Genomic DNA, 25,008 nt, shown 5'->3' on the forward strand with positions numbered 1-25,008 from the left:
ACCCCGGGGCACCACGGTACCCGCCCCCCCGCGCGGCCGCCGTCCCGGCCCGAGCGGGACGGCGGCCGCGCGCTCGGACTCGTCACACGAACAGCACAGTCACATGATCACCGGCGGGTGAGGGCATCACCCGTCCGGGCGACCTCATCCGCTCCGCCATCCAGGGGAAGGCCAACGGCCCGCACCCCTGCCCGGCCGCCCCGGCACACGGGCGGCGGACCGTCGGGGCACAGCAGGGCCGAGGTGCGGACGCGGATCGCGTCGCCATCCCGTAGAGGGACACTCCCACCTGATACTGGTCCGAGTGTTCGCGCCGGGAAGCCGGAAACGCCAGGGAACGCCAGGGTCACCAACCGACCGTATCCATCCTGATCTGCGAAAGCACAGCTCAGGGCCCGTCCGCCAGCCTGCCGAGGAGAGACAGTTGAAGATGCTCATCAACGTCCCGGAGACCGTGGTCGCCGACGCGCTGCGGGGAATCGCGGCGGCCCACCCCGAGCTGACCGTGGATGTGGAGAACCGGGTCATCGTCCGGCGGGACGCGCCGGTCGCGGGGAAGGTGGGGCTGGTCTCCGGGGGCGGGTCCGGGCACGAGCCGCTGCACGGGGGGTTCGTGGGGCCGGGGATGCTCTCGGCCGCGTGTCCCGGGGAGGTGTTCACCAGCCCCGTTCCGGACCAGATGGTGCGGGCGGCGGCGGCCGTGGACAGCGGTCAGGGGGTGCTCTTCGTCGTCAAGAACTACACGGGCGACATCCTCAACTTCGAGATGGCCACCGAGCTGGCGGAGGACGAGGGCGTACGGCTGGCGAAGGTCGTCGTGGACGACGATGTCGCCGTCACCGACAGTACGTTCACGGCGGGCCGGCGGGGCACCGGGGCGACCCTCTTCGTGGAGAAGATCGCCGGAGCCGCCGCCGAGGAGGGCGCCCCGCTGGAGCGGGTGGAGGCCATCGCCCGGCGGGTCAACGAGTCCTCGCGGAGCTTCGGGGTGGCACTGAGCGCGGTGACGACCCCGGCGAAGGGGTCGCCCACGTTCGACCTTCCCCCCGGGGAGCTGGAGCTGGGCATCGGGATCCATGGGGAGCCGGGCCGGGAGCGGCGGGCCATGATGACCTCGCGGGAGATCGCCGACTTCACCGTCGACACCCTGCTGGAGGACCGCCGGCCGACCGGCCCGGTGCTCGTCCTCGTCAATGGCATGGGCGGCACCCCCCTGCTGGAGCTGTACGGCTTCAACGCCGAGGTGCGGCGGCGGCTCTCCGAACGCGGGGTGGCCGTCGCACGTAACCTCGTCGGCAATTATGTGACCTCCCTCGACATGGCCGGCTGCTCGGTGACGCTCTGCCAGGCCGACGAGGAGACGCTGCGGCTGTGGGACGCGCCGGTGCAGACCGCCGCGCTCCGCTGGGGCCGTTGAACCGGATGCATCGACCTCAGGGAGCAGATGTGCTCGACACCGACTTCTTCCGCCGCTGGCTGGCCGTCAGCGCCGGTTCGGTCGAACGCGAGGAGGCGCGGCTGACCGAGCTGGACTCGGCGATCGGCGACGCCGACCACGGCAGCAATCTCCGCCGGGGGTTCGCGGCGGTCGTCGCGGCGCTGGACCGGGACACCCCGGGCACCCCGGGGGCGGTGCTGATCCTCGCCGGACGGCAGCTGATCTCCTCCGTGGGCGGCGCCTCGGGGCCTCTCTACGGGACCCTCCTGCGCAGCGCGGGCAAGGAGCTGGGGGACGCCCCCGAGGTGACCCCGGAGCAGCTGGCCGGGGCGTTGCGGGCGGGTGTCGACGCGGTGGCCCGGCTCGGCGGGGCGCGGCCGGGTGACAAGACGATGCTGGACGCGCTGGAACCCTCGGTCACGGCGCTGGAGGAGTCCCCGGAGGGGTTCGCGGAGGCGGCCGACGCCGCCGGGCGGGGCGCGGTGGCGACGGTGCCGATGCGGGCCCGCAAGGGCAGGGCCAGCTATCTGGGTGAGCGCAGCATGGGGCACCAGGACCCGGGGGCGACCTCGTCCGCGCTGCTGCTCGACGCGCTCGCGGAGGCGGCGCGCGAGCTCCGGGGGACGGGTACGGGGGCCGGCCGGTGACGGTGAGGACACCGGCGCCGGTGGGCATCGTGCTGGTCTCGCACAGCGGTGCGGTGGCGCGCTCGGTCGTGGAGATGGCGAAGGGGCTGGCGGGCGGGGGCGCGCTCGCGCCCGTGGCCGCCGCCGGTGGTACGGAGGACGGTGGTCTCGGGACCAGTGCGGAGCTGGTGCTGCGGGCCGCCGCCGAGGTCGACCGGGGGGCGGGGGTCGCCGTCCTGGTGGACCTCGGCAGCGCGGTGCTCACGGTGAAGGCGCTGCTCGCGGAGGGTGACGGGCTGCCCCGGGACACCCGTCTGGTGGACGCCCCCCTGGTGGAGGGCGCGGTGGCGGCGCTGGTCGCGGCGTCGGCGGGGGCCGATCTGGACGCGGTCGCGGGCGCGGCGGAGGAGGCGTACGAGTACCGCAAGGGGTGACCGCGCCGGCGGAGCCCGTAGGGCAGGGGCCAGGGGCGCCGGGCCCGTGCGGGTCCCCGCGCCGGCCCCTGTGACCCGGGGGATGCGCCTCCGGAGGGGACAGCGAGGACGCGCCCCAGGCGCGCGGGGCGGCGTACCACCGTTCGGACCCCGTACGGTGGCGGCGGTCCCCGCCCCCTCCTAGCGTCGAAGCCACTGTGCCTTTCCTACACAGGGGAGCCTTCGACCATGCGTGTCGCCATATGTGCCGCGTCCCTCTCCCTCGCCGGAGCCGCCGCCCTCTCGCTGGGCGCGCCGCCCGCGTTCGCCGCCGGGGACGACCGGGTCCCGGGGGTGCAGCCGCCGCCCCGTCAGGAGGTCGGTGCCGTCACCTCCTTCGGGTTCACGGTGTCCCCGCGCTCCGTCGCCCCGGGGGACGCGGTGACCCTGACGGCGGCCGAGTGCTCGGCACCCTCCGTGACCGCGTCGTCGGCCGCCTTCGAGACGGTCACCCTGGATCTGGGGCTGCCCGCGACCGCCACCGTCTTCCAGAACGCGCGGCCCGGAAGGGCGTACGAGGTCGTCTTCGACTGCGCCGGGGAGAAGGGCACCGCCACGCTGGCCGTGAACGGGAGCGCGTCCCGCACCCGGACACCGGCCGAGGAACCGGCTGCGGAGACACCCGGGGCGTCGGACGGAACCTCGGGCGGGACCTCGGACGGAGCGGGTGGACTCGGCGGTCTCGAAGAGCCGGTGGTCCCGGTGACACCTCCGGGTGGTTTGGAGGGTCTGGACAGTCAGGGCGGGCTGGACGGTCTGGAGGAGACCGGCGGACTCGAAGGCCTGGAGGGGCTGGAGGGACTGGAGGGGCTCGATGGGCTGGACGAGGCCACCGGCTCCGGTGACGAGGCCGGATCGGGCGACGCGGGGCACAGCGAGCAGCAGGGCGGGGACGAGCACGGTACGGAGCCCGGCGGTGCGGGGCAGCGGGAGCCCGCCGTGCCGCAGAAGCCGGGCGGCGGGGTCCACGCGGGCGACGGCGGCAGTCTGAACGGTCCCGGCCCGGCCCGCACCGCCGTCGGCGCCGCGCTGCTCGCGGGGGTGGCCTGCGGTGGTGCCCTCCTTCTCCACCGGCGCCGGGCGGCGGGCGGCCGATGAGCCGGTGAGCCGGGTGGCCGGTGAGCCGGGCCCGCGCGCATGATCCCCGGGATCCCGTCCTCCCCCGGCCTTCTGGACGCCCGGGGCCACCGCCGTGCCCGCTCCCCCACCGGGGGTCTCTCCCATCGGAAGGTCTCCCGCCATGGACCACCCGCTCGCCCGGCGCGGTACGGGTTTCGCCCTGCTCTGCGCGCTGCTGTTCGGGGTGTTCCTGCTGTGGCCTGCCGACACCGCTCCCCCGGCGCCGCGCACCGGCGCGCTCGGGGTCCGCGACCGGGCCGCCGGGCCCGGCGGGGGGACCGCGACGGCGGTACGGGCGCCCGTGGCACCGCTCGCCCGCTCGGTGCCGAAGCGGCTGGTGATCGACGCGCTCCGGCTGGACGCCCCGCTGGTCCCGGTGGGGCTCGGCACGGACGGGCTGATCGATCCGCCGCGCGCCGCCGGGGGCGGGCCCGCGGGCTGGTACGCCGGGGCGGCCGCCCCCGGTGAGCGGGGCACCTCCGTGGTGGTGGGCCATGTCGACGGCCCCGACGGCCCCGCCGTCTTCTATCCGCTCGGCTCGCTGGAGCCGGGCAGCCGGATCGAGATCACCCGCGCCGACGGCACCACGGCGGTCTTCGCGGTGGACCGGGTCGCCGTGCACCCCCGGCGGGACTTTCCCGCGCGGGAGGTCTACCGGGACGGTCCCCGGCCCGAGCTGCGGCTGATCACCTGCGCCGGCCGGTTCACCCGGGGCACGGGGTACGACAGCAATGTGGTCGTCTCGGCCCATCTGATCGGCTCCGCCTGAGCGGACCCGGGCCCTCCCTCCCTCCACAGTCCATCCGCGCCGGTCCGCGCCGGTCCGCAGACCCCGGTCCGGCCGGGCACGGCGGAAAGCCGGGCACACGCAGGTAAGCGCAGCCAAGCGACGGAACACCGGGTGACTGTCCGAGGCGGCTGGCAGACTGTTCCCCATGTCCTCGCCCCGCCGTCTGTGCCCGGTCTGCCGCCGAGAGATCGCCCTGGTCGGGGGGCGGTACGCCCGGCACGACCCGGCGGGCCGCCGCACAGCGGCCGAGCTGGTCTCCTGCCCCGGGTCGCGCCGCCAGGCACCGTACGACCCCGCGCTCCGGCCCGCTCTGGACGGTTTCGCACCGCCCGGCTTCCCGGGGCAGCTCCCGCTCTTCTGACGTCCGTCCCCGGCTCGGTCCCGCTGTCCATCAACTGGTCGGGTACGCGACAGATCACCTGCTCACCCGGTAGATTGGTCTACACCATTGCGCAGACCGAGACGCACACAGAGACAGGGATCCTCGTGGAAGTTGTCATCGTTCCGGATGCCGCCGCCGGCGGCGAGCTGATCGCCGAGGCCATGGCCGACCTGCTGCGCCGCAAGCCCGATGCGCTGCTGGGTGTGGCCACCGGCTCCACCCCGCTGCCGATCTACGAGGCGCTCGCCGCCAAGGTGCGCGCCGCCGAGGTCGACGCGGGCCGGGCCCGGATATGCCAGCTCGACGAGTACGTGGGCCTGCCCGCCGGGCACCCCGAGTCGTACCGCTCGGTGGTGCTGCGCGAGGTGGTCGAGCCGCTGGGGCTGACCGAGGACTCGTTCATGGGCCCGGACGGCTCCACCGACGATGTGGCCGCCGCCTGTGTCGCGTACGACAGCGCGCTCGCCGACGCGGGCGGGGTCGACCTCCAGCTGCTCGGTATCGGCACCGACGGGCACATCGGCTTCAACGAGCCGTGCTCCTCGCTCGCCTCGCGCACCCGGATCAAGACCCTCACCGAGCAGACCCGCAAGGACAACGCCCGGTTCTTCGACAGCCTGGACGAGGTCCCGCACCATGTGATCACGCAGGGGATCGGCACCATCCTGGAGGCCCGCCACCTGGTGCTGCTGGCCACCGGTGAGGCCAAGGCCGACGCCGTGGCGCTCTCCGTCGAGGGCCCGCTCTCGGCCCTGGTGCCCGCCTCCGCGCTCCAGCTCCACCCGCACGCCACCGTCGTCGTGGACGAGGCCGCCGCCTCCCGGCTGAAGCTCGCCGACTACTTCCGGGCGACCTTCGCCGCCAAGCCGGACTGGCAGGGCATCTGAGACCGTAGCCGGGGCGCTCCGGTGTACCGTCCCGCCGAGGGGTGGTGCGCCGGCGCGCCATCGGCCGGGTCCGCACCCCGGCACAGAGAGCACGCGGAGCGCACAGAGCACACAGAGCACGTAGGACATGCAGGACACGCACAGCCCGTACGGCCCGTGCGGCACCCGTAGCACCCACAGCACCCCGCACCAGGTTCCATCCCATCGGTCGCGCGTCCCGGGGACGCGCCTTCGAGCAGCCCAGGGGACGTGATGGACGACGACAGGGACGACGGCACCGCGCAGGACGGCTTACTCGTCCGGGAGAGCCTGGAGCGCGTCCGACGCCGGGCCGGTCATGTGGTGCGGTACTTCTACGCCCATCTGTTCCAGCGCCATCCGCATCTGCGCGGGCTCTTCCCCGAGGTCATGGAGGAGCAGTACGACCGGCTGTTCGGCGCGCTGGTCCATGCCGTGGAGCAGCTCGACCATCCCGGGCTCCCGGCGTATCTCGAACAACTCGGCCGGGACCACCGCAAGTTCGGCATTGTCGACGCGGACTACACGGCCGTCGGCGGGAGCCTGGTCGCCGCGCTCGCCCGGCACTCCCCGCTCACCTGGGACGATCCCACCCAGGCCGCCTGGGTACGGGTGTACGGGGTGATGGTCGCGGCGATGCGTGAGGGGGCCGCGCGCTCGGTGGCCGAGGGGGAGCCGCCCCACTGGCGGGCCACCGTCGTCACCCACCGGACGCACGCCGGGCACACCTCGGTCGTCCGTGCCGCCGTCCATGCCCCGTACCCCTGGCTGCCCGGCCAGTACGCCACCGTCGAGCACCCGGGGCTGCCGGGGGTGTGGCGCCCGTACTCGCTGGCGGGCGACGCGGGCCCGGAGGACCGGGAGCGGGTCCTGGAGTTCCATGTCGCCCATGTCCCCGGCGGGGCGCTCAGCACCGCGCTCCGCGACCGTACGGAGCCGGGGACCGTGCTGCGGATCGGTGCCGCGTCGGGCACCGCGCTCGCCCCGCCGCCGGGCACGGCCTCGGTCACCCTGATCGCGGCGGGCACCGGCTGGGCCCCGGTCAAGCCGGTCCTGGCGGAACTGCTCGCCCGCCGGCCCGTCCCCCGGATCCGGGTCGAGGCCGTGGCCCGGGGCGAGGAGCACTTCTACGACGGCGCCGTCCTGGACGGGCTGCTGCGGCACCATCCGGACCTCACCGTCCACGGCTGGTACGAGGAGCGCGGCGAGGGCCGGGCGCGGGCCACCGAGCGGCTCCACGACCATCTGCGGGCCCGGCGGGACTGGGCCGGGGAGGCCGTCTACCTCTGCGGCCCGGCGGGGTTCGTCCGGGGGACGGTGGAGCTGCTGGCGGAGTGCGGTCTTCCGCCGGGTGCGCTGGTCCTGGACCCCCAGCCGGGTCCGGCCCGGCGCCGGGGGCATGTCTCCCACGCCGAGGCCTTCCTCGACCCGGTGCCGGTGGCCTGGATCGACCCGGCGGCACGTACCCGCCCGCTGGATCTGCCCCTGGCGGTGGACCGCACCGGCGGCTGAGCAGGGCCGGGAGCGGCAGCCGACGAGGGGGACGCCGGGGTCACTCCGCCCCGTACCAGAGGGTGGTGACATTGCAGAACTCACGGATGCCCTGGCCCGCCAGCTCCCGGCCGTAGCCGGAGCGCTTGATCCCGCCGAAGGGGAAGGCGGGATGGGAGGCGGTCATCCCGTTGAAGTAGACACCGCCGGCCTCGATGTCCCGGGCGAACCGTTCCATCTCCCCGGGCTCCCGGGTCCAGACGGTGGAGCTGAGCCCGAACGGGGTGTCATTGGCGAGGGCGACCGCCTCGGTCACCCCGTGCACCCGGTAGACGGTGGCCACGGGGCCGAAGGTCTCCTCGCGGTGGACCCGCATCCCGGGGTCGACACCGGTGATGACGGTGGGCTCGTAGAACCAGCCCCGGTCCAGCGCCGGGGGGCGCCGTCCGCCGGTGAGGACCCGGGCGCCACGCTCGGCGGCGTCGTCGACCAGGGCGGCGAGATCCGCCCGGCCCTGCTCCAGCGCGAGCGGTCCGACCTGCGTGGACTCCTCCAGCGGGTCCCCCACGGTCAGAACGCGCATCCCCTCCGTGAAGCGTTCGACAAAGGCGTCGTGGACATCGGTATGGACCAGGAACCGTTTGGCGGCGATACAGGACTGGCCGTTGTTCTGTGTCCGGGCGACGACGGCGGTGTCGGCGGCCCGCGCCACATCGGCGGAGGGCATCACGATGTACGGGTCGCTGCCGCCGAGTTCCAGCACGGTCTTCTTGATCTCGTCACCCGCGACGGCGGCGACCGCGCGCCCGGCGGGTTCGCTCCCGGTGAGGGTCGCGGCGGCCACCCGGGGGTCGCGCAGCACGGCCTCGACGGCGCCGGAGCCGATCAGCAGGGTCTGGAAGGAGCCCTCGGGCCAGCCCGCCCGCCGGAACAGCTCCTCCAGGTAGAGCGCGGTCTGCGGCACATTGGAGGCGTGCTTGAGCAGACCGGTGTTGCCCGCCATGAGGGCGGGGGCGGCGAAGCGGATCACCTGCCAGAGGGGGAAGTTCCAGGGCATGACGGCGAGGACCACCCCGAGCGGCCGGTGGCGCACCACCACCCGGGTGGCGCCCGACTCCCCGGCGTCGGCCTCCGAGGGGTGCTCGTCGGCGAGGAGTCCGGCGGCGTGGGCCGCGTACCAGCGCATCGCCCTGGCGCACTTGGCGGCCTCGGCACGGGCGGCGGCGATGGGCTTGCCCATCTCCAGGGTCATGGTGCGGGCGATGGCCGCGCGGTCGTGGTCGAGGAGTTCGGCGGTCCGCTCCAGGAGGCGGGCACGGGTGGCGAGGTCGGTGGTGCGGTTCTCCTCGAAGGCGTCCCGGGCACGGGTGAGTGACTCCTCGATGCCCTCGGGGTCCAGCGGCTCGAAGCTCCGCAGGGTCTCCCCGGTGGCCGGGTTCACCGTGGCGATGGGCATCAGGGGTCCTTGTCTCACGGTCGGCCGGGCGGCGTCCCGGCCGGGCGGATCAGGCGGATCAGGCGGATCAGATGGATCAGGCAGCTCGGGCGGATCGGGCAGCTCGGGCGGATCGGGCGGATTCGGCCGTACGGATGACAGCAGGTCGTCACATCAGGCCAGGCCAAGCCAGGTCAGGTCAGGTCAGGTCAGGTCAGGTCAGGTCAGGTCAGGTCATGTCATGTCATGTCAGGGGCAGGGGCGCCTCGGCCGCTCTCCAGCCGCAGTTGTACATCCTTCTCCTGGTCACCCGCCGCCATCCCCTGGTCCTGGACGACGAACGACGCCGCCAGCGCCTCGCGCAGCCGGTCGACCGCCCAGTACCCGCCCTGGAGCTCGGCCTCGACGGGCGCGGTGAGCCGTACCGGGGCCTTCACCGGGGACTCCCCGGTGACCTCGAAGGTCGCGGTCCAGACCGTGGTGTGGCCCTCGGTCACATAGTCCGGTGTGTCGTCATGGGCGCGGTCGGACCGGTACGCCCGGCCCAGGGCGTGGAAGACGGTGTCCGCGTCCTCCCTGGCGCAGCCCGCGATGGTCACCACGACCGGCGAGGGATGCCGCTCACTGCTGTTCACCCTGGGTCCTCGCTCTCCGTACGCGGCGGGGTACGGCGGGACCGGGGCGTCGCCCGCCGTGCCTCCAGGCTCACCCGGGGGCGGGCGGGGTGCACCTCGGCGGGCCATCCGGCCCACCCGGCGCGCTCCGGGACCTCGGCGCGGGTCAGCAGGGGCGCGCGGGCCGGTACCCGGCCGGGCGGCGGACGGAGCGCCGCTGGGTGGCGAGGACACCGCCCCACACCCCGGTGCGCTGTCCGGTGCGTTCCGCCCAGTCGAAGCAGTCCTGTACCACCGGACAGCGCTCGCACACCTGTCGCGCGCGGGCCACCTGATCGGCCCCGGGGCCGGTGCCGCTGACCGGGAAGAACAGTTCCGGATCCTCGTCCGTGCAGGCGGCGGCGGTCTGCCAGGTCATCGTGTCCCGGCCCATGGGGCCTGGAGCAATCCGTTCCGGAAGCCGGTGCATCACACGTCCTCACCTTCGGTGTCCTGTGTGCCGTCGGGTACCCCCGTCCCGTGGAACAACGACTCAAGCCGGAGAACGGCTCACCCGTTTATCGTTCTGGCCATCGATCGCGGCCCCGCCGCGCACGATCCACACCGCACACACCGCGCACGATCCGCACCGCACACACCGCACACACCGCACCGCACCGCACCCGCCACGAGAGGGCGTACGCATGCCGCAGAGGTCAGCGGAGCCGGTCCTACGGGAGGTCGCCCGGGGAACCGGCGGGGTGGTGCCGGTCCTCGCGTTCGCGGGGATCACGGTCGCCGTGATGCAGACCCTGCTGGTGCCGGTCATCACCGATCTACCGGTCCTGCTGGACACCACTCCCGCCAACGCCACCTGGGTACTGACCGGCACCCTTCTCGCGGGGGCGGTGGCCACCCCGGTGATGGGCCGGCTCGGCGACCTCCACGGAAAGCGCCGCATGCTCGTGGTCAGCCTGGGCGTCATGGTGCTCGGCTCGCTGGTCTGCGCGGTCACCGACCAGTTGGTGCCGATGCTGATCGGCCGGGTGCTCCAGGGGTTCGGGATGGGCGTGATACCCCTCGGCATAGGCATCATGCGCGATGTCCTGCCCGGGGAGCGGCTGGCCTCGGGCATGGCGGTGATGAGTTCCTCCATCGGCGTGGGCGGCGGGCTGGCGCTGCCGCTGGCGGCGCTGGTGGCCCAGCACACCGACTGGCACATGCTGTTCTACGGGTCGGCCGGGACGGGAGTGCTCGCGATCACGGCCACCCTGGCACTGGTGCCGGGGGGACCGGGACGGGCGCGCGGCGGCTTCGACCTCCCGGGGGCGTTCGGGCTCACCGCGGGCATGGTCGCCCTGCTGCTGCCGGTCACCAAGGGCGACGAGTGGGGCTGGACCTCCCCGCGGGTCCTGTCCCTGTTCGCGGTCGCGGCGCTGGTCCTGACGGTGTGGGGGATCTGGGAGCTGCGCTGCCCGGCCCCCCTGGTCGATCTGCGGACCAGCGCCCGCCGCGAGGTGCTGCTGACCCATCTGGCCTCGCTGATGCTCGGGGTGGCGTTCTACGCGATATCGCTGGTCCTGCCGCCCCTGCTGCAACTGCCCACCTCGACCGGGTACGGGCTGGGGCAGCCGATGGTGACGGCGGGGCTCTGTCTCGCCCCGCTGGGGGTGACGATGATGCTGGTGTCCCCGGTGTACGCACGGCTCTCCCGGCGGTACGGGGCGCGGGCCGCGCTGCTCGCCGGGATGGCGGTGATGACGGTCGGGTACGGCGCGGGCATCGTGCTGATGAGCGCCGTCTGGCACACGGTGCTGGTCGCGGTGGTGCTCGGCGCGGGCATCGGGCTGGCGTACGCGGCACTGCCCGCGCTGATCACGGCGGCGGTGGATCCCTCGCAGACCGGCGCGGCCAACGGGCTGAACGCGCTGATGCGATCGGTCGGGACGGCGGTGTCGAGCGCGGTCGTGGGCATGGTGCTGGCCCGGACCGCGATCCCCCTCGACGGCGTCCCGGTGCCGGGCCCCGAGGGCTTCCGCATCTCCTTCGCCCTGGCCGCGGCGGCGGTCACGGCGGGCATGATCCTGGCCCTCTTCCTCCCGTCGCCCTCAGCCGCGCGGGCACGCGAGCCGGAACGCACCGCCAGGGGCGCGAGGAACCGCGCGACCAGCCACAACGCCGCCGCACCGACCCACCTATCCCGGCCGGAACGCCCCTGAGGGGCGCGGGGAACTGCGCGCCCGACCACGACGGAGCCGCACCGACCCACGACCCCAGGCCCCCGCAAGGCCACCGCACCGACCCCCGCACCCCGAGGCCCCCGGCCTCAGAGCCGACGGTTCGCCAGCACCGGAATCTGCCTGCGCACCGCATCCGCCTCCGCCGGATCCACCTCCGCGATCAGCAGCCCCGGCGCCTCGTCCAGCCGCGCCCGGACCGTGCCGTCGGGCCCCGCGACCGTACTGTGGCCGATGCCCACCGGAGTCCGCTCCGGCACCGGCAGACCGGACGCCGCCGGGTCCGCCTGGCCGACCGCCGCGACCCAGAGCGTGGCGTCCAGCGCGCGGGCCCGGACCAGCAGCTCCCACTGCTCCCGCTTGCCCGGCCCCGCGCCCCAGGAGGCGGGCACCACGGTGAGCCGGGCCCCCGCGTCCGCATGGGCCCGGAACAGCTCGGGGAACCGGATGTCGTAGCAGGTGGCGAGGCCGACCCGGACACCGTCCACCTCGATGGTGACCACCTCGGAGCCGGCCGCCACGGTCCGGGACTCGGTGAAGCCGAAGGCGTCGTACAGATGGATCTTGTCATAGGCCGCCTCGACCCCGGGCCCGGTGGCCAGCAGGGTGTTGGTGACCCGGCCCCCGGAGGCCGGGGTGAACATCCCGGCGACGACGACCACCCCCGCGTCGGCGGCGATCCGGCGCACCTCCGTCGCCCAGGGGCCGTCCAGCGGCTGGGCCAGCGGGGCCAGCGGGGTGCCGAAACAGGCCATGGTGGCCTCCGGGAAGGCGACCAGACGCGCACCCGCCTCGGCGGCGCGCCCGGCGCCCTCCCGTACGGCGGCGAGATTCGCCTCGGGGTCGGGGCCGGTGGTGAGCTGGCTCAGGGCGATGCGCATGGGCGTCCTCGGGGTGGGGGAACGGCGTACCGCCTCCATGGTCGCGCACCCGTGCCCGAGCGGACACGTGCCCCGTACCCCGGACCCGTACACCGTCCCGTACACCGGACCCGTACACCGACCCGTACAAGTGCTTCCGCACCGGCCCCGTACCGGCTAGTCCATCACTGATTGTCGATCAAGTACCGCCATGGGTCACCTAGCTCACAGCCGGGGCCCCTCCCGGCGCTTTGTGCGCATGTCCTAGCATCCGGGGCATGACGGTCCTCCCCGACGACGGGTTCACACTGGCCGCCGACTTCCCCGACACCTCGCACGACTCCTGGCGGAATCTGGTCGCCGGTGTGCTGCGCAAGGCGGGCCGGGAGGTGACCGGCGCCGAGGCCGAGGATGCCCTCGCCACGGCGCTGGAGGACGGGATCACCACCCGGCCCCTCTACACGGCGGAAACAGCGGGCACGGCAGACACAGCGGGCACGGCGGACTCCCCCGCGCCGGCCGGCGGCGACGCGGACGGCTTCCCCGGCTTCGCCCCCTTCACCCGGGGCGCCAGGCCCGACGGCGGCGCCGCCGGGGGCTGGGACATCCGCCAGCGCCACGACCGGCCCGACCCCGTCCGTACCCGGGACGCGATCCTCGCCGACCTGGAGAACGGCGTCACCTCGCTCTGGCTCACGGCCGGGGCCTCCGGTGTGCCGACCGGCTCGCTCGGCACCGCCGTGGAGGGCGTACTGCTCGACCTCGCGCCCGTGGTGCTCGACGCCGGGGCGGAGTTCGAGCGGGCGGGCCGGGAGTGGCTGCGGATCCTCGACGAGCGGGGCACGACCGACGCGCGCGGCAATCTGGGCGCCGACCCGCTCGGCCACGCCGCACGGACCGGCGCGTACGACACCGTGCCCGAGCGGACCGCCGCCGCCGTCGAACTGGCCCGCCGCTGCGCCGCCACCCGCCCCGGGCTGCGGGCGCTGGTGGTCGACGCCCTGCCGTACCACGAGGCGGGCGCCACCCCCGCCCAGGAGCTGGGCTGCTCCCTGGCGACCGGGGTCGCCCTGCTGCGCTCGCTGACCGGCGCCGGGCTCGATGTCCCGGCCGCCCTGCGCCAGCTGGAGTTCCGCTACGCGGCCACCGCCGACCAGTTCCTGACCATCGCCAAGCTGCGCGCCGCGCGCCGGATCTGGGCCCGGGTCGCGGAGGCCTGCGGCGCGCCCGCCGCCGGGGCGCAGCTCCAGCACGCGGTGACCTCACCGGTGATGATGTCCCGGCGCGACCCCTGGGTGAACATGCTGCGCACGACGGTGGCCTCGCTGGCCGCCGGGGTCGGTGGCGCGGACGCGGTCACCGTCCTCCCCTTCGACCACGCGGCCGGGCTGCCGGACGACTTCGCCCGGCGGATCGCCCGGAACACCTCCTCGGTGCTGATCGATGAGGCGCACATCGGCCGGGTGATCGACCCGGCGGGCGGCTCCTGGTACGTGGAGCGGCTCACCGACGATCTGGCGCGGGCCGCCTGGGCGTGGTTCCAGGAGATCGAGGGGGCGGGCGGCCAGCTCGCGGCGGCCCGTTCGGGTCTGGTGGCCGAGCGGATCGGCGCGGCCTGGGAGCAGCGGTCGCGGCGGCTGGCCCGGCGGGCCGAGCCGGTGACCGGGGTGAGCGAGTTCCCGCTGCTCGACGAGGCGCCGCTGGAGCGCGATCCGGCGCCCGCGCCGCCCTCGGGCGGGCTGCCGAGGGTCCGCCGCGACGAGGCGTTCGAGGCGCTGCGGGCCCGTTCCGACGCGCATCTGGCGGCGACCGGCGCCCGTCCCCGGGTCTTCCTGGCCGCGCTCGGCCCGGCGTCGGCGCACACCGCGCGGGCGTCCTTCGCCGCCAACCTCTTCCGGGCGGGCGGGATCGAGCCGGTCCACGACCCGGTGTCGGTGGACGCGGCGACGGTGGCGGGCGCGTTCGCGGCGAGCGGGGCGGAGCTGGCGTGTCTGTGCTCCAGCGACGCGCGCTACGCGGAGGAGGCCGCCCCGGTGGCCGGGGCGCTGCGGGGGGCGGGCGCCCGGCGGGTGTATCTGGCGGGACGGCCCCCGGCGGAGCCGCCCGCGGCGGTGGACGCCTTTGTGTACGCGGGCGGGGACGCCGTGGGTGTCCTCACCGCCGCGCTGGATCTGATCGGAGTGGCGTGATGAGCATCCCCCAGGGCAATCCCGAGGGTGTTACGGACACCGTGCCCGAGGGCCCGTCGGGGGGCGTTCCCGGCGGCATCCCCGACTTCACCGGCGTCCCGCTGGACTCCGGCGGCGCACCCGGCGGCGCGGTCCCCGAGGAGCGCTGGCGTACGGCCGTGAAGGAGGCCACCGGTCAGGACCCGGACGCCCTGGTGTGGGAGACCCCCGAGGGCATCGGGGTGAAGCCGCTGTACACCGGCCGGGATCTGGTCGGCCTGGACTTCCTGCACACCTTCCCGGGCACCGCGCCGTATCTGCGCGGCCCGTACCCGACGATGTATGTCAACCAGCCCTGGACCGTGCGGCAGTACGCCGGTTTCTCCACCGCCCAGGAGTCGAACGCCTTCTACCGGCGGAATCTGGCCGCCGGTCAGAAGGGGCTCTCCGTCGCCTTCGACCTGCCGACCCACCGGGGGTACGACAGTGACCACCCCCGGGTGACGGGCGATGTCGGCATGGCCGGGGTGGCGATCGACTCGATCTACGACATGCGTCAGCTGTTCGACGGGATCCCGCTGGACCGGATGACGGTGTCGATGACGATGAACGGCGCGGTCCTGCCCGTCCTGGCGCTGTACATCGTGGCCGCCGAGGAGCAGGGGGTGCCGCCGGAGAAGCTGGCGGGGACCATCCAGAACGACATCCTCAAGGAGTTCATGGTCCGCAACACCTATATCTATCCGCCCGGCCCCTCGATGCGGATCATCTCGGACATCTTCGCCTACACCTCGCGGCGGATGCCCCGCTACAACTCCATCTCGATCTCGGGCTACCACATCCAGGAGGCCGGGGCGACGGCCGATCTGGAGCTGGCGTACACCCTCGCCGACGGTCTGGAGTATCTGCGGGCGGGGATCGGCGCCGGTCTCGATGTGGACGCCTTCGCGCCCCGGCTGTCGTTCTTCTGGGCGATCGGGATGAACTTCTTCATGGAGGTCGCCAAGTTGCGGGCGGCCCGGCTGCTCTGGGCGAAGCTGGTGAAGGAGTTCGGGCCGCGGAACCCCAAGTCGCTGTCGCTGCGGACGCACTCCCAGACCTCGGGCTGGTCGCTGACGGCGCAGGACGTGTTCAACAATGTGACCCGTACCTGTGTGGAGGCGATGGCCGCGACCCAGGGGCACACCCAGTCGCTGCACACCAACGCGCTGGACGAGGCGCTGGCCCTGCCGACGGACTTCTCGGCGCGGATCGCCCGCAACACCCAGCTGCTGCTCCAGCAGGAGTCGGGGACCTGCCGGGTGATCGACCCGTGGGGCGGCAGCGCCTATGTGGAGCGGCTGACGCACGATCTGGCGCGCCGGGCGTGGAGCCATATCGCGGAGGTCGAGGCGGCCGGCGGGATGGCCCGGGCGATCGACGCGGGCATCCCCAAGCTGCGGGTGGAGGAGGCGGCGGCGCGTACCCAGGCGCGGATCGACTCCGGGCGGCAGCCGGTGATCGGGGTGAACAAGTACCGGGTGGACTCCGATGAGCAGATCGAGGTGCTCAAGGTCGACAACTCGTCGGTGCGCGCCCAGCAGATCGAGAAGCTGCGGCGGCTGCGCGCCGAGCGGGACGAGAGCGCCTGTCAGGAGGCGCTGCGGGCGCTGACGGAGGCGGCCGGGCGGGAGCCGGGTCCGGAGCTGGAGGGCAATCTGCTGGCGCTGGCGGTGGAGGCGGCACGGGCGATGGCGACGGTCGGGGAGATCTCGGACGCCCTGGAGCGGGTGTACGGACGGCACTCGGGCCAGATCCGTACCATCTCCGGTGTGTACCGGAACGAGGCGGGGTCGTCCCCCGCGGTGGAGCGGACCCGTCTGCTGGTGGCGGGGTTCGAGGAGGCGGAGGGCCGCCGTCCGAGGATCCTGGTCGCCAAGATGGGGCAGGACGGGCATGACCGGGGTCAGAAGGTGATCGCCACGGCCTTCGCCGATCTGGGGTTCGATGTCGATGTCGGCCCGCTCTTCCAGACCCCGGGCGAGGTGGCCCGGCAGGCGGTGGAGGCCGATGTCCATGTGGTGGGGGTCTCCTCGCTGGCGGCGGGGCATCTGACGCTGGTGCCCGCGCTGCGGGAGGAGCTGGCCGCGGAGGGACGCGAGGACATCATGATCGTGGTGGGCGGGGTGATCCCGCCGCAGGATGTGCCGACGCTGCTGGAGGCGGGCGCGGCGGCGGTCTTCCCGCCGGGCACGGTGATCCCGGACGCCGCGTACGACCTGGTGCGCAAGGTCTCCGCCGCTCTCGGCCACGAGCTGTAGCCGATGGCGCGGACGATCGATGTCGACGATTACGCCGAGGGGGTGCGGGAGGGCTCACGGGCCCGGATCGCCCGCGCCATCACTCTGGTGGAGTCCACCCGGCCGGACCACCGGGCGCTGGCCCAGCAGTTGCTGACCCGGCTGCTGCCCGCGTCGGGGCGGGCGGTGCGGGTGGGTGTCAGCGGGGTGCCGGGGGTGGGCAAGTCCACCTTCATCGACGCCCTGGGCACCCTGCTGACCTCCCGGGGGCTGCGGGTGGCGGTGCTGGCGGTGGATCCCTCGTCGAGCCGTACGGGGGGTTCGATCCTCGGGGACAAGACCCGGATGGAGCGGCTGGCGACCGACCCGGCGGCCTTTGTCCGCCCCTCCCCCACCTCGGGGACGCTGGGCGGGGTGGCCCGTGCGACGCGGGAGACCATGGTGGTGATGGAGGCCGCGGGGTACGACGTGGTGCTGGTGGAGACGGTCGGCGTCGGCCAGTCGGAGACCGCCGTCGCCAATATGGTCGACACCTTTCTGCTGCTGACGCTGGCGCGGACCGGGGACCAGCTCCAGGGGATCAAGAAGGGTGTGCTGGAGCTGGCCGATGTGATCGCGGTGAACAAGGCGGACGGTCCGCATGAGCGGGACGCGCGGGCGGCGGCCCGGGAGCTGGCGGGCGCGCTGCGGCTGATGCATCCCGTGGACGCCGCCTGGAATCCGCCGGTGCTGTCGTGCAGCGCGCGCGAGGGCGGCGGGCTGACGGAGGTCTGGGAGCGGGTGGAGGCCCATCGGGCGCTGCTGGACGCGACCGGGCGGCTCGCGGCCAAGCGGCGGGAGCAGCAGATCGACTGGGTCTGGTCGATGGTCCAGGATGAGCTGCGGGACCGGCTGCGCGCCCATCCGGGGGTACGGGCGCTGGCCCCCGGTCTGGAGCGGCGGGTACGGGAGGGGGAGCTGACGGCGACCCTGGCGGCGGAGCACATCCTGGCGGCCTTCGGCGGTACGGGGCCGGGGGCCGACCCGCCCGGGTGACGACGGGTTCCGGAGATCTGTGCGGGGCGCTTCGCGGCGTGCCGTCCGGATAGCGCCCGGGCCGTCCGGGTACTGCTGGGGAGGACGGCGGGCACGGCCCCCGCGCCCGGGACCGAGCCGGGCCGGGCCGGGGCCGGCGAGAGGTCGGGAGAACGGATGAGGCACCGATGAGGCTCACCATCCTGGGCGGCGGCGGTTTCCGGCTGCCCCTGGTGTACGGGGCGCTGCTCGCCGACCGGGGCGAGGGCCGGGTCGACCGGGTGGTGCTCCACGATGTGGACGCGGGCCGGCTCTCCGCCGTCGCGCGGGTCCTCGCCGACCAGGCCGCCGGGGTGCCCGACGCGCCCGTGGTGGAGGTGGTCCACGACCTGGACGAGGCGCTGCGCGGTGCGGACTTCGTCTTCTCCGCGATCCGGGTGGGCGGTCTCGCGGGCCGCGCCGCCGATGAGCGGATCGCGCTGGCGGAGGGGGTGCTGGGGCAGGAGACGGTCGGCGCGGGCGGGATCGCCTTCGGGCTGCGGACGGTCCCGGTCGCCGAGGAGATCGCCCGCCGGGTGGCCCGGATCGCGCCGGACGCCTGGGTCATCAACTTCACCAATCCGGCGGGTCTGGTCACCGAGGCGATGGCCCGTCACCTGGGCGACCGGGTGATCGGGATCTGTGACTCCCCGGTGGGGCTCGGCAAGCGGGTGGCCCGGGTCCTCGGGGTGGACCCGGGGACGGCGTGGTTCGACTATGCGGGCCTCAACCATCTGGGCTGGCTGCGCGGGGTGCGGGTGGCGGGCCGTGACCGGCTCCCGGAGCTGCTGGCCGACCCCGTGCTGCTGGGCTCGTTCGAGGAGGGGCGGCTCTTCGGCGCCGAGTGGCTGCGGTCGCTGGGCGCGATCCCCAATGAGTATCTGCACTACTACTACTTCAACCGGGAGGCGGTCCGCGCCTACCGGGAGGCGGAGCTGACCCGGGGCGCCTTTCTCCAGCGGCAGCAGGACGCCTTCTACCGGACGCTGGAGCGGCCCGGTGCCCCCGCGCTCGCGACCTGGGAGCGGACCCGGGCCGAGCGGGAGGCCACCTATATGGCGCACAGCCGGCAGGCGGCCGGGGCGGGTGAGCGGGAGGCGGCGGACCTGGAGTCGGGCGGCTACGAGCAGGTCGCCCTCGCCCTGATGCGGGCCATCGCCCAGGACCGGCGGGCCACCCTGATCCTCAATGTCCGGGGCCGGGGCGTGCTCGCCCCGCTCGACGCGGACGCGGTGGTCGAGGTGCCCTGTCTGGTGGACGCGAACGGCGCCCACCCGGTGGCGGTGGAGCCGCTGCCCGCCCCCGCCGCGGCCCTGGTGGGCGCGGTGAAGGCGGTGGAGCGGGAGATCCTCGCGGCGGCGGAGAGCGGCTCCCGGGACCGGGCGGTACGGGCCTTCGCCCTCCATCCGCTGGTGGACTCGGTGGCGGTGGCCCGCCGGCTGGTCGACGCGTACACCGCCGCCCATCCCACCCTGGCGTATCTCCGCTGAACCCCCGCAGGGCTCTGAGCAGGACCGCGGACGACACATGGAGGTGTCGATGCACGATGAACGCCGCAGGATCGAGGACCGGGTCGAGAGGGTCCTCCTCCAGCGCATCCAGCCGGCCGTGTACGCCGATTCCGTCCCCCTGGAGCTGTCCTTCTGGGAGGCGCCGGGGGAGCCGGTGCCCTTCGCGGAGGCCCTGGCCGAGCCGTTCGAGCCGATCACGACCGGGACGCCCTGGGGTCCGCCCTGGGGCACCACCTGGTTCCGGGCCCGGGGCACCGTGCCCGAGGAGTGGGCGGGGAGCCGGGTGGAGGCCGTCTTCGATCTCGGCTTCACCGGGGCGGGCCCCGGTTTCCAGGCGGAGGCCCTGGTCCTCACCCCCGAGGGCGTCCCGCTGAAGGCGGTCAATCCGCAGAACCGCCAGGTGCCGGTGGCCCGCCCGGCGGCCGGGGGCGAGCGGGTCGAGCTGTTCCTGGAGGCCGCCTCCAACCCGGACATCCTGGGGCAGGGCTTCGTACCGACCCCGCTGGGCGATCCGGCGACGGCGGGCCGTGCTCCGCTCCATGTCCTCACCCGGGCCGATCTCGCCGTCCTGGACGAGGAGGTGTGGCGGCTGGCCCTGGATGTGGCGGTGCTGCGGGAGCTGGCGCTGGAGCTGGGCGACCACGAGCCGCGCCGCCATGAGCTGCTGCGGGCGCTCGACGGGGCGATGGACGCCCTGGACCTGGACGATGTCTCCGGCTCTGCGGCGCGGGCGCGGCGGGTGCTGGCCCCGGCCCTCGCCCGGCCCGCGCACGCCAGCGCCCACACCCTCTCCGGGGTGGGGCACGCGCATATCGACAGTGCCTGGCTGTGGCCGGTCCGGGAGACCAAGCGGAAGGCGGCGCGGACCTTCGCCAACGCCACCGCGCTGGGCGAGGAGTACGGGGAGTTCGTCTTCGCCTGCTCCCAGGCGCAGCAGTACGCGTGGGTCCGGGACGACTACCCGGGGGTGTGGGAGAGGATCACCGAGGCGGTGGCGCGGGGGCACTTCGCCCCGGTCGGCGGGATGTGGGTGGAGTCGGACGGCAATCTGCCCGGCGGCGAGGCGATGGCCCGGCAGTTCGTCCATGGCAAGCGTTTCTTCCTGGAGCACTTCGGGGTGGAGACCCGGGGGGTGTGGCTGCCGGACTCCTTCGGCTACACGGCGGCCTATCCGCAGTTGGCGAAGCTGGCGGGGAACGACTGGTTCCTGACGCAGAAGATGTCGTGGAACCAGACCAACCGGCTGCCGCACCACACCTTCTGGTGGGAGGGGATCGACGGCACCCGGATCTTCACCCACTTCCCGCCGGTGGACACGTACAACGCCGAGTTCACCGGCCGTGAGGTGGCGCACGCCGTACGGAACCACCGGGACAAGGGCGGCAGCAATCGGTCGCTGGTGCCGTTCGGCCATGGTGACGGCGGGGGCGGTCCGACCCGGGAGATGGTGGAGCGGGCGCGGCGGCTGGCCGATCTCGACGGCTCGGCGCGGGTCCGTATCGAGCACCCGGACGCCTTCTTCGCCGCCGCGCGGGCGGAGTACCCGGACGCGCCGGTCTGGTCGGGCGAGCTGTATCTGGAGCTGCACCGGGCCACGTACACCACCCAGGCGAGGACCAAGCGGGGCAACCGCCGCAGCGAGCATCTGCTGCGGGAGGCGGAGCAGTGGGCGACCGCCGCCGCCCTGCACTCGGCGGAGTACCGCTATCCGTACGAGGAGCTGGACCGGCTCTGGAAGACGGTGCTGCTGCATCAGTTCCACGACATCCTGCCGGGGTCCTCGATCGCCTGGGTGCACCGGGAGGCGGAGGCGGAGTACGCGCGGGTCGCCGGGGAGCTGGAGGAGCTGATCGCCGGGGCTCTGGCGGCGCTGGGGCCGGGTGGTCCCCGGGTCTTCAACACCTCGCCGTACGACCGGGCGGAGGTGGTGGCGACGGCGGACGGCCCGCGCTGGACGGAGGTCCCGGCCGGCGGCGACGCCCCGCTGGGTGCGGCGGCCGGGCCGCCGCACCCGGTGACGGCGGTGGGCCGGGTGCTGGAGAACGGCCTGGTGCGGGTCGAGTTCGCCGAGGACGGCACCCTCGTGTCGGTACGGGATCTGACCGCCGGGCACGAGGTGACCACCGGGCACGAGGTGACCACCGGGCGGGAAGTGCTGGCCGGGCCGGGGAACGCGCTGCGGCTCCATGGCGATCTCCCCAACCGGTGGGACGCCTGGGACCTCGACAGCCACTACCGGCACGGGGGCACGGATCTGCGGGCGGCGGAGAGTGTGACCGTGGTGGCCGAAGGGCCGCTGGTGGGCGCGGTCCGGGTGGAGCGCGCCTTCGGCCGGGGCTCGCGGATCACCCAGACGGTGACCGTCCGGGCGGGCAGCCGGCGGATCGATGTGGAGACCGACATCGACTGGCACGAGTCGGAGAAGATCCTCAAGGTGGCCTTCCCCGTCGATCTGCGGGCGGACCGCTCCACCGCCGAGATCCAGTTCGGCCATGTGCACCGGCCCACCCACACCAACACCAGCTGGGACGCGGCCCGTTTCGAACTCTTCCAGCACCGCTGGGTCCATATCGGCGAGGCGGGGTACGGCGTCGCGGTGATCAATGACTCGACCTACGGCCACGATGTCACCCGGACCACCCGGGACGACGGCGGGACGACGACCACGGTCCGGCTGAGTCTGGTGCGCGCGCCCCGGGTGCCCGACCCGGAGGCCGACCAGGGCCGTCACCGGCTGGTCTACTCCCTGCTGCCGGGGGCCCGGGTCGAGGACGCGGTCCGGGAGGGGTACGCGCTCAATCTGCCGCTGCGGGTGGCCGCCGCCGGGGCCGGGCGGGAACCGGTGGTGAGCACCGACCACCCCGGGGTGACCGTGGAGGCGGTGAAGCTCGCCGACGACGGCTCCGGCGATGTGGTGGTCCGGCTCTACGAGAGCCTCGGCGGACGGGCCGAGGGGGTGCTGAGGACCGGCTTCCCGGCCGCCGGGGCGGTCGTCACGGATCTGCTGGAGCGACCGCTGCCGCCGGAGGAGGGCGGCGGGGCGCTGCCGGTGACGGACGGTGGCCTCCCCCTCGCGCTCCGGCCGTTCCAGATCCTCACCCTGCGGATCTCCCGGACCCCCGTCCCCGGGTAGCCGGAGCGGGCCGTCCCCCCGTCCGGTCGGCGGATGCGCCGCCCGATCGGGCGGGGGGACCCGATCGAACGGGCCCGATCGAGCGACAGCGGGGCCCGATCGGGCAGCAAAGGGGACGACTCGATAGAATTCGACCATGGCAGCGCGGTCCGTCGCCGCTCCGATCCCTTCGGTCCCGCCGGAACTCGTGCTCACCACCGACAGCGGCACCACGGTGATGACGCCGAGCCGGGACTACCTCGTCGGGCGCGACCCCACCAGCGACATCGTGTTCCAGGACGCCCGGGTCTCCTGGCACCACGCGGTACTGCACCCCGAGGACGGCCACTGGACGCTGGAGGACGAGAACAGCACCAACGGCACCTTCGCCGACGGCCGCCGGGTGCACGCCTGGGACATCGGCCCGGGCAGCGAGATCCGTTTCGGCAGCCCCGCCGACGGCCCCCGCGCGGTGCTCACCGTCCGCGCACCGACCGCCGTCGCGGACACCCCGCCACCCCCCTCCGGCGCCCCGCCGCATCCCTCCGGCACCGCCGTCCTGCGCCCGCCGACCGCCGTGCACCCCCTGCCGGTACGGACCGTGCGCATCGGCCGCTCCCCCGACAACGATCTCGTCCTGGACGATCTGACCGTCTCGCGCCACCACGCCGAACTGCGCGCCCGGCCCGGCGGCGGCTTCGAGATCGCCGACGTCGGCTCCCACAACGGCACCTTCGTCAACGGCTCCCCCGTCACCACCGCCCCGATCGGCGGCGACGACGCCATCGGCATCGGCCACTCGATGTTCCGGCTGGTCGGCGACGAACTCCAGGAGTATCTGGACACCGGCGAGGTCTCGCTCGATGTGACGGAGCTGACCGTCACCGTTGACCAGGGCCGCAAGACCCTGCTCGACCATGTCTCCTTCCCCGTCGGCGAGAAGTGCCTGCTCGCCGTCGTCGGCCCCAGCGGCGCGGGCAAGTCGACCCTGCTGGGCGCGCTCACCGGGCTGCGCCCCGCCGACCACGGCGCCGTGCTCTACGACGGGCGCGACCTCTACCGCGACTACGCCGAGCTGCGGCGGCGCATCGGCCTGGTCCCGCAGGACGACATCCTGCACACCCAGCTCACCGTGCGGGCCGCCCTCGGCTACGCCGCCGAGCTGCGCTTCCCCCAGGACACCGAGCGGTCCGAACGGACCGAGCGAGTCACCCAGGTCATCCGCGAGCTGGGCCTGGAGGAGCGGGCCGATCAGCACATCCACAGCCTCTCCGGCGGTCAGCGCAAACGGGTCAGTGTCGCGCTGGAGCTGCTGACCAAGCCGTCCCTGCTCTTCCTGGACGAGCCCACCTCGGGCCTCGACCCCGGGATGGACCGCTCGGTGATGCAGATGCTGCGCGGGCTCGCCGACGACGGACGGACCGTCATCGTGGTCACCCACAGTGTGCTGAGCCTCGACCTCTGCGACCGGCTGCTGGTGCTGGCCCCCGGCGGCCGGATCGCCTACTACGGGCCGCCCGAGGACGCACTGCCCTTCTTCGGCTTCGCCCAGTGGCCCGCCGCCTTCGAGGCGTTCGAGCGGGACCGGGACCGGGACTGGGCCGGGGAGTACGCGGCCTCCCGCTTCCATGAGCGGTACGGGGCCGGGTCCCGCCCCGCCCCCTCCGCGCCGCGCCCCGGCCAGGAGGCGGGCACACCCCCCGCACCGCCGCCCAAGCCCCAGAGCTGGGGCACCCAGCTGTGGACCCTGGTCCGGCGCTATGCCGCCGCGCTCTCGGCGGACCGTACCTTCATCGCCATCATGATCGCCCTGCCGTTCGTCATGGGCGCGATGGCCCGCGCACTGGCGGGCAGCGCCCTGACCCGGACGACCGCCGTCAACGCGCTGCTGATCCTCTGTATCGGCGGGGTCCTGACCGGCGCGGCCAACGCGGTCCGCGAACTCGTCAAGGAACGCGTCATCTACCAGCGGGAACGGGCCGTGGGACTCTCCCGTTCCGCCTATCTGATGTCCAAGGTGGTCGTGCTGGGGACGATCACCGTCGTCCAGGCGATCGTGCTGACCCTGGTCGCGCTCGCGGGGGTCGACCTCAACGCACCCGGCGGCCGGGGCGTGCTGATGCCACCGCTCCTGGAGATCACCCTGGCGGTGGCGCTGCTGTCGTTCACCGCGATGATGCTCGGGCTGCTGGTCTCCGCGCTGGTGCGCAAGGAGGAGGTCACCATGCCGCTGCTGGTGCTGCTCGCCATCGTGCAGGTGGTCTTCTGCGGAGCCCTGCTCAAGGTGGGCGGCATGCCGGTGGTCGAACAGCTGGCCTGGCTGGTCCCCTCCCGCTGGGCGCTGGGGGCGATGGCGGGCACCGTCGGACTCGCCAGGATCGTGCCGGAGGCGGTCGCCGCCGATCCCCTCTTCCGCCACTCCGTCGGGGTGTGGCTGACCAATATGGGCATGCTGGTGGCGCTGTCGGTGCTCTTCGGTGTGCTCGTCACCTGGCTGCTGCGGCGGCGTGAGCCCGCCGTGATGCGGAAGTGACGA

The 25,008-nt window shown here is 74.0% G+C and carries 19 protein-coding genes; 15 read left to right on the plus strand and 4 right to left on the minus strand.

Going from position 1 to position 25,008, the window contains the following annotated elements; translation table 11 throughout:
* The first annotated feature begins 430 nt into the window (after positions 1 to 430).
* The 8 genes from dhaK (at position 431) to ABT354_RS22365 (ending at position 7,245) form a co-directional block, all read left to right on the plus strand.
* Positions 431 to 1,417, plus strand: coding sequence for a dihydroxyacetone kinase subunit DhaK (dhaK, locus tag ABT354_RS22330; RefSeq protein WP_351496597.1), 987 nt, complete (start codon positions 431 to 433; stop codon positions 1,415 to 1,417).
* Positions 1,418 to 1,446: 29 nt separating this feature from the next.
* Positions 1,447 to 2,085, plus strand: a complete 639-nt coding sequence (gene dhaL / locus ABT354_RS22335; protein WP_351496471.1) for a dihydroxyacetone kinase subunit DhaL — start codon at positions 1,447 to 1,449, stop codon at positions 2,083 to 2,085.
* A 2-nt stretch (positions 2,086 to 2,087) separates the two neighbouring features.
* Complete coding sequence (locus tag ABT354_RS22340) at positions 2,088 to 2,498, plus strand: PTS-dependent dihydroxyacetone kinase phosphotransferase subunit DhaM (protein ID WP_351496599.1); 411 nt, start codon at positions 2,088 to 2,090, stop codon at positions 2,496 to 2,498.
* Between the two features lie 228 nt (positions 2,499 to 2,726).
* Entirely contained in the window at positions 2,727 to 3,635 is a 909-nt protein-coding gene (locus tag ABT354_RS22345) for a hypothetical protein (RefSeq protein ID WP_351496473.1), read from the plus strand.
* A 142-nt stretch (positions 3,636 to 3,777) separates the two neighbouring features.
* Entirely contained in the window at positions 3,778 to 4,425 is a 648-nt protein-coding gene (locus ABT354_RS22350) for a class F sortase (RefSeq protein WP_351496475.1), read from the plus strand.
* A 166-nt stretch (positions 4,426 to 4,591) separates the two neighbouring features.
* Positions 4,592 to 4,807: a hypothetical protein gene (locus ABT354_RS22355; RefSeq protein ID WP_351496477.1), complete on the plus strand. Its 216-nt coding sequence runs from the start codon at positions 4,592 to 4,594 to the stop codon at positions 4,805 to 4,807.
* 125 nt (positions 4,808 to 4,932) lie between these two features.
* A complete protein-coding gene (gene nagB, locus ABT354_RS22360) occupies positions 4,933 to 5,715 on the plus strand; it encodes a glucosamine-6-phosphate deaminase (protein ID WP_351496479.1) in 783 nt (260 codons plus the stop codon).
* A gap of 252 nt (positions 5,716 to 5,967) precedes the next feature.
* Complete coding sequence (locus ABT354_RS22365; protein ID WP_351496481.1) at positions 5,968 to 7,245, plus strand: globin domain-containing protein; 1,278 nt, start codon at positions 5,968 to 5,970, stop codon at positions 7,243 to 7,245.
* A 40-nt stretch (positions 7,246 to 7,285) separates the two neighbouring features.
* Here ABT354_RS22365 and ABT354_RS22370 read toward each other — a convergent pair whose 3' ends face one another.
* The 3 genes from ABT354_RS22370 to ABT354_RS22380 form a co-directional block, all read right to left on the minus strand.
* The gene (locus tag ABT354_RS22370) at positions 7,286 to 8,680 is read right to left on the minus strand and encodes an NADP-dependent succinic semialdehyde dehydrogenase (RefSeq protein WP_351496483.1); all 1,395 of its coding nucleotides are present in this window, start codon (positions 8,678 to 8,680) and stop codon (positions 7,286 to 7,288) included.
* Positions 8,681 to 8,898: 218 nt separating this feature from the next.
* Complete coding sequence (locus tag ABT354_RS22375; protein WP_351496485.1) at positions 8,899 to 9,294, minus strand: hypothetical protein; 396 nt, start codon at positions 9,292 to 9,294, stop codon at positions 8,899 to 8,901.
* Between the two features lie 145 nt (positions 9,295 to 9,439).
* Positions 9,440 to 9,691: a WhiB family transcriptional regulator gene (locus ABT354_RS22380; RefSeq protein WP_351496487.1), complete on the minus strand. Its 252-nt coding sequence runs from the start codon at positions 9,689 to 9,691 to the stop codon at positions 9,440 to 9,442.
* A 265-nt stretch (positions 9,692 to 9,956) separates the two neighbouring features.
* Between ABT354_RS22380 and ABT354_RS22385 the strand changes: the two genes are divergently transcribed.
* Positions 9,957 to 11,471, plus strand: a complete 1,515-nt coding sequence (locus ABT354_RS22385) for an MFS transporter (protein WP_351496489.1) — start codon at positions 9,957 to 9,959, stop codon at positions 11,469 to 11,471.
* Between the two features lie 107 nt (positions 11,472 to 11,578).
* Here the strand turns inward: ABT354_RS22385 and ABT354_RS22390 are convergent, their stop codons facing one another.
* Entirely contained in the window at positions 11,579 to 12,370 is a 792-nt protein-coding gene (locus tag ABT354_RS22390; protein WP_351496491.1) for a carbon-nitrogen hydrolase family protein, read from the minus strand.
* Between the two features lie 257 nt (positions 12,371 to 12,627).
* Here ABT354_RS22390 and ABT354_RS22395 point away from each other — a divergent pair, with 257 nt between their 5' ends.
* The 6 genes from ABT354_RS22395 (at position 12,628) to ABT354_RS22420 (ending at position 25,005) form a co-directional block, all read left to right on the plus strand.
* On the plus strand, positions 12,628 to 14,538 hold the full coding sequence (locus ABT354_RS22395; RefSeq protein ID WP_351496493.1) for a methylmalonyl-CoA mutase family protein: 1,911 nt from the start codon (positions 12,628 to 12,630) through the stop codon (positions 14,536 to 14,538).
* Positions 14,538 to 16,817, plus strand: coding sequence for a methylmalonyl-CoA mutase (gene scpA, locus ABT354_RS22400; protein WP_351496495.1), 2,280 nt, complete (start codon positions 14,538 to 14,540; stop codon positions 16,815 to 16,817). The genes ABT354_RS22395 and scpA overlap by 1 nt, the downstream gene beginning before the upstream one ends.
* A 3-nt stretch (positions 16,818 to 16,820) precedes the next feature.
* A complete protein-coding gene (meaB, locus tag ABT354_RS22405) occupies positions 16,821 to 17,831 on the plus strand; it encodes a methylmalonyl Co-A mutase-associated GTPase MeaB (protein WP_351496497.1) in 1,011 nt (336 codons plus the stop codon).
* A 167-nt stretch (positions 17,832 to 17,998) separates the two neighbouring features.
* A complete protein-coding gene (locus ABT354_RS22410) occupies positions 17,999 to 19,339 on the plus strand; it encodes a 6-phospho-beta-glucosidase (protein WP_351496499.1) in 1,341 nt (446 codons plus the stop codon).
* A gap of 49 nt (positions 19,340 to 19,388) precedes the next feature.
* A complete protein-coding gene (locus ABT354_RS22415) occupies positions 19,389 to 22,493 on the plus strand; it encodes an alpha-mannosidase (RefSeq protein WP_351496501.1) in 3,105 nt (1,034 codons plus the stop codon).
* 136 nt (positions 22,494 to 22,629) lie between these two features.
* Complete coding sequence (locus tag ABT354_RS22420; protein ID WP_351496503.1) at positions 22,630 to 25,005, plus strand: FHA domain-containing protein; 2,376 nt, start codon at positions 22,630 to 22,632, stop codon at positions 25,003 to 25,005.
* The last annotated feature ends 3 nt before the right edge of the window (positions 25,006 to 25,008 follow it).

The sequence above is a fragment of the Streptomyces sp. NPDC000594 genome, assembly GCF_040299965.1.
Classification (GTDB): domain Bacteria; phylum Actinomycetota; class Actinomycetes; order Streptomycetales; family Streptomycetaceae; genus Streptomyces.

What these genes read in the sequence shown, in the direction of transcription:
- ABT354_RS22395 (WP_351496493.1), top strand. Translation starts at nt 12,628, where the DNA reads ATGACGGTCCTCCCCGACGACGGGTTCACACTGGCCGCCGACTTCCCC.
- ABT354_RS22380 (WP_351496487.1), bottom strand. Translation starts at nt 9,691, where the DNA reads ATGACCTGGCAGACCGCCGCCGCCTGCACGGACGAGGATCCGGAACTG.
- scpA (WP_351496495.1), top strand. Translation starts at nt 14,538, where the DNA reads ATGAGCATCCCCCAGGGCAATCCCGAGGGTGTTACGGACACCGTGCCC.
- ABT354_RS22370 (WP_351496483.1), bottom strand. Translation starts at nt 8,680, where the DNA reads ATGCCCATCGCCACGGTGAACCCGGCCACCGGGGAGACCCTGCGGAGC.
- ABT354_RS22365 (WP_351496481.1), top strand. Translation starts at nt 5,968, where the DNA reads ATGGACGACGACAGGGACGACGGCACCGCGCAGGACGGCTTACTCGTC.
- ABT354_RS22385 (WP_351496489.1), top strand. Translation starts at nt 9,957, where the DNA reads ATGCCGCAGAGGTCAGCGGAGCCGGTCCTACGGGAGGTCGCCCGGGGA.
- dhaK (WP_351496597.1), top strand. Translation starts at nt 431, where the DNA reads ATGCTCATCAACGTCCCGGAGACCGTGGTCGCCGACGCGCTGCGGGGA.
- ABT354_RS22345 (WP_351496473.1), top strand. Translation starts at nt 2,727, where the DNA reads ATGCGTGTCGCCATATGTGCCGCGTCCCTCTCCCTCGCCGGAGCCGCC.
- ABT354_RS22420 (WP_351496503.1), top strand. Translation starts at nt 22,630, where the DNA reads ATGGCAGCGCGGTCCGTCGCCGCTCCGATCCCTTCGGTCCCGCCGGAA.
- ABT354_RS22355 (WP_351496477.1), top strand. Translation starts at nt 4,592, where the DNA reads ATGTCCTCGCCCCGCCGTCTGTGCCCGGTCTGCCGCCGAGAGATCGCC.
- ABT354_RS22415 (WP_351496501.1), top strand. Translation starts at nt 19,389, where the DNA reads ATGCACGATGAACGCCGCAGGATCGAGGACCGGGTCGAGAGGGTCCTC.
- ABT354_RS22350 (WP_351496475.1), top strand. Translation starts at nt 3,778, where the DNA reads ATGGACCACCCGCTCGCCCGGCGCGGTACGGGTTTCGCCCTGCTCTGC.
- ABT354_RS22410 (WP_351496499.1), top strand. Translation starts at nt 17,999, where the DNA reads ATGAGGCTCACCATCCTGGGCGGCGGCGGTTTCCGGCTGCCCCTGGTG.
- ABT354_RS22390 (WP_351496491.1), bottom strand. Translation starts at nt 12,370, where the DNA reads ATGCGCATCGCCCTGAGCCAGCTCACCACCGGCCCCGACCCCGAGGCG.
- meaB (WP_351496497.1), top strand. Translation starts at nt 16,821, where the DNA reads ATGGCGCGGACGATCGATGTCGACGATTACGCCGAGGGGGTGCGGGAG.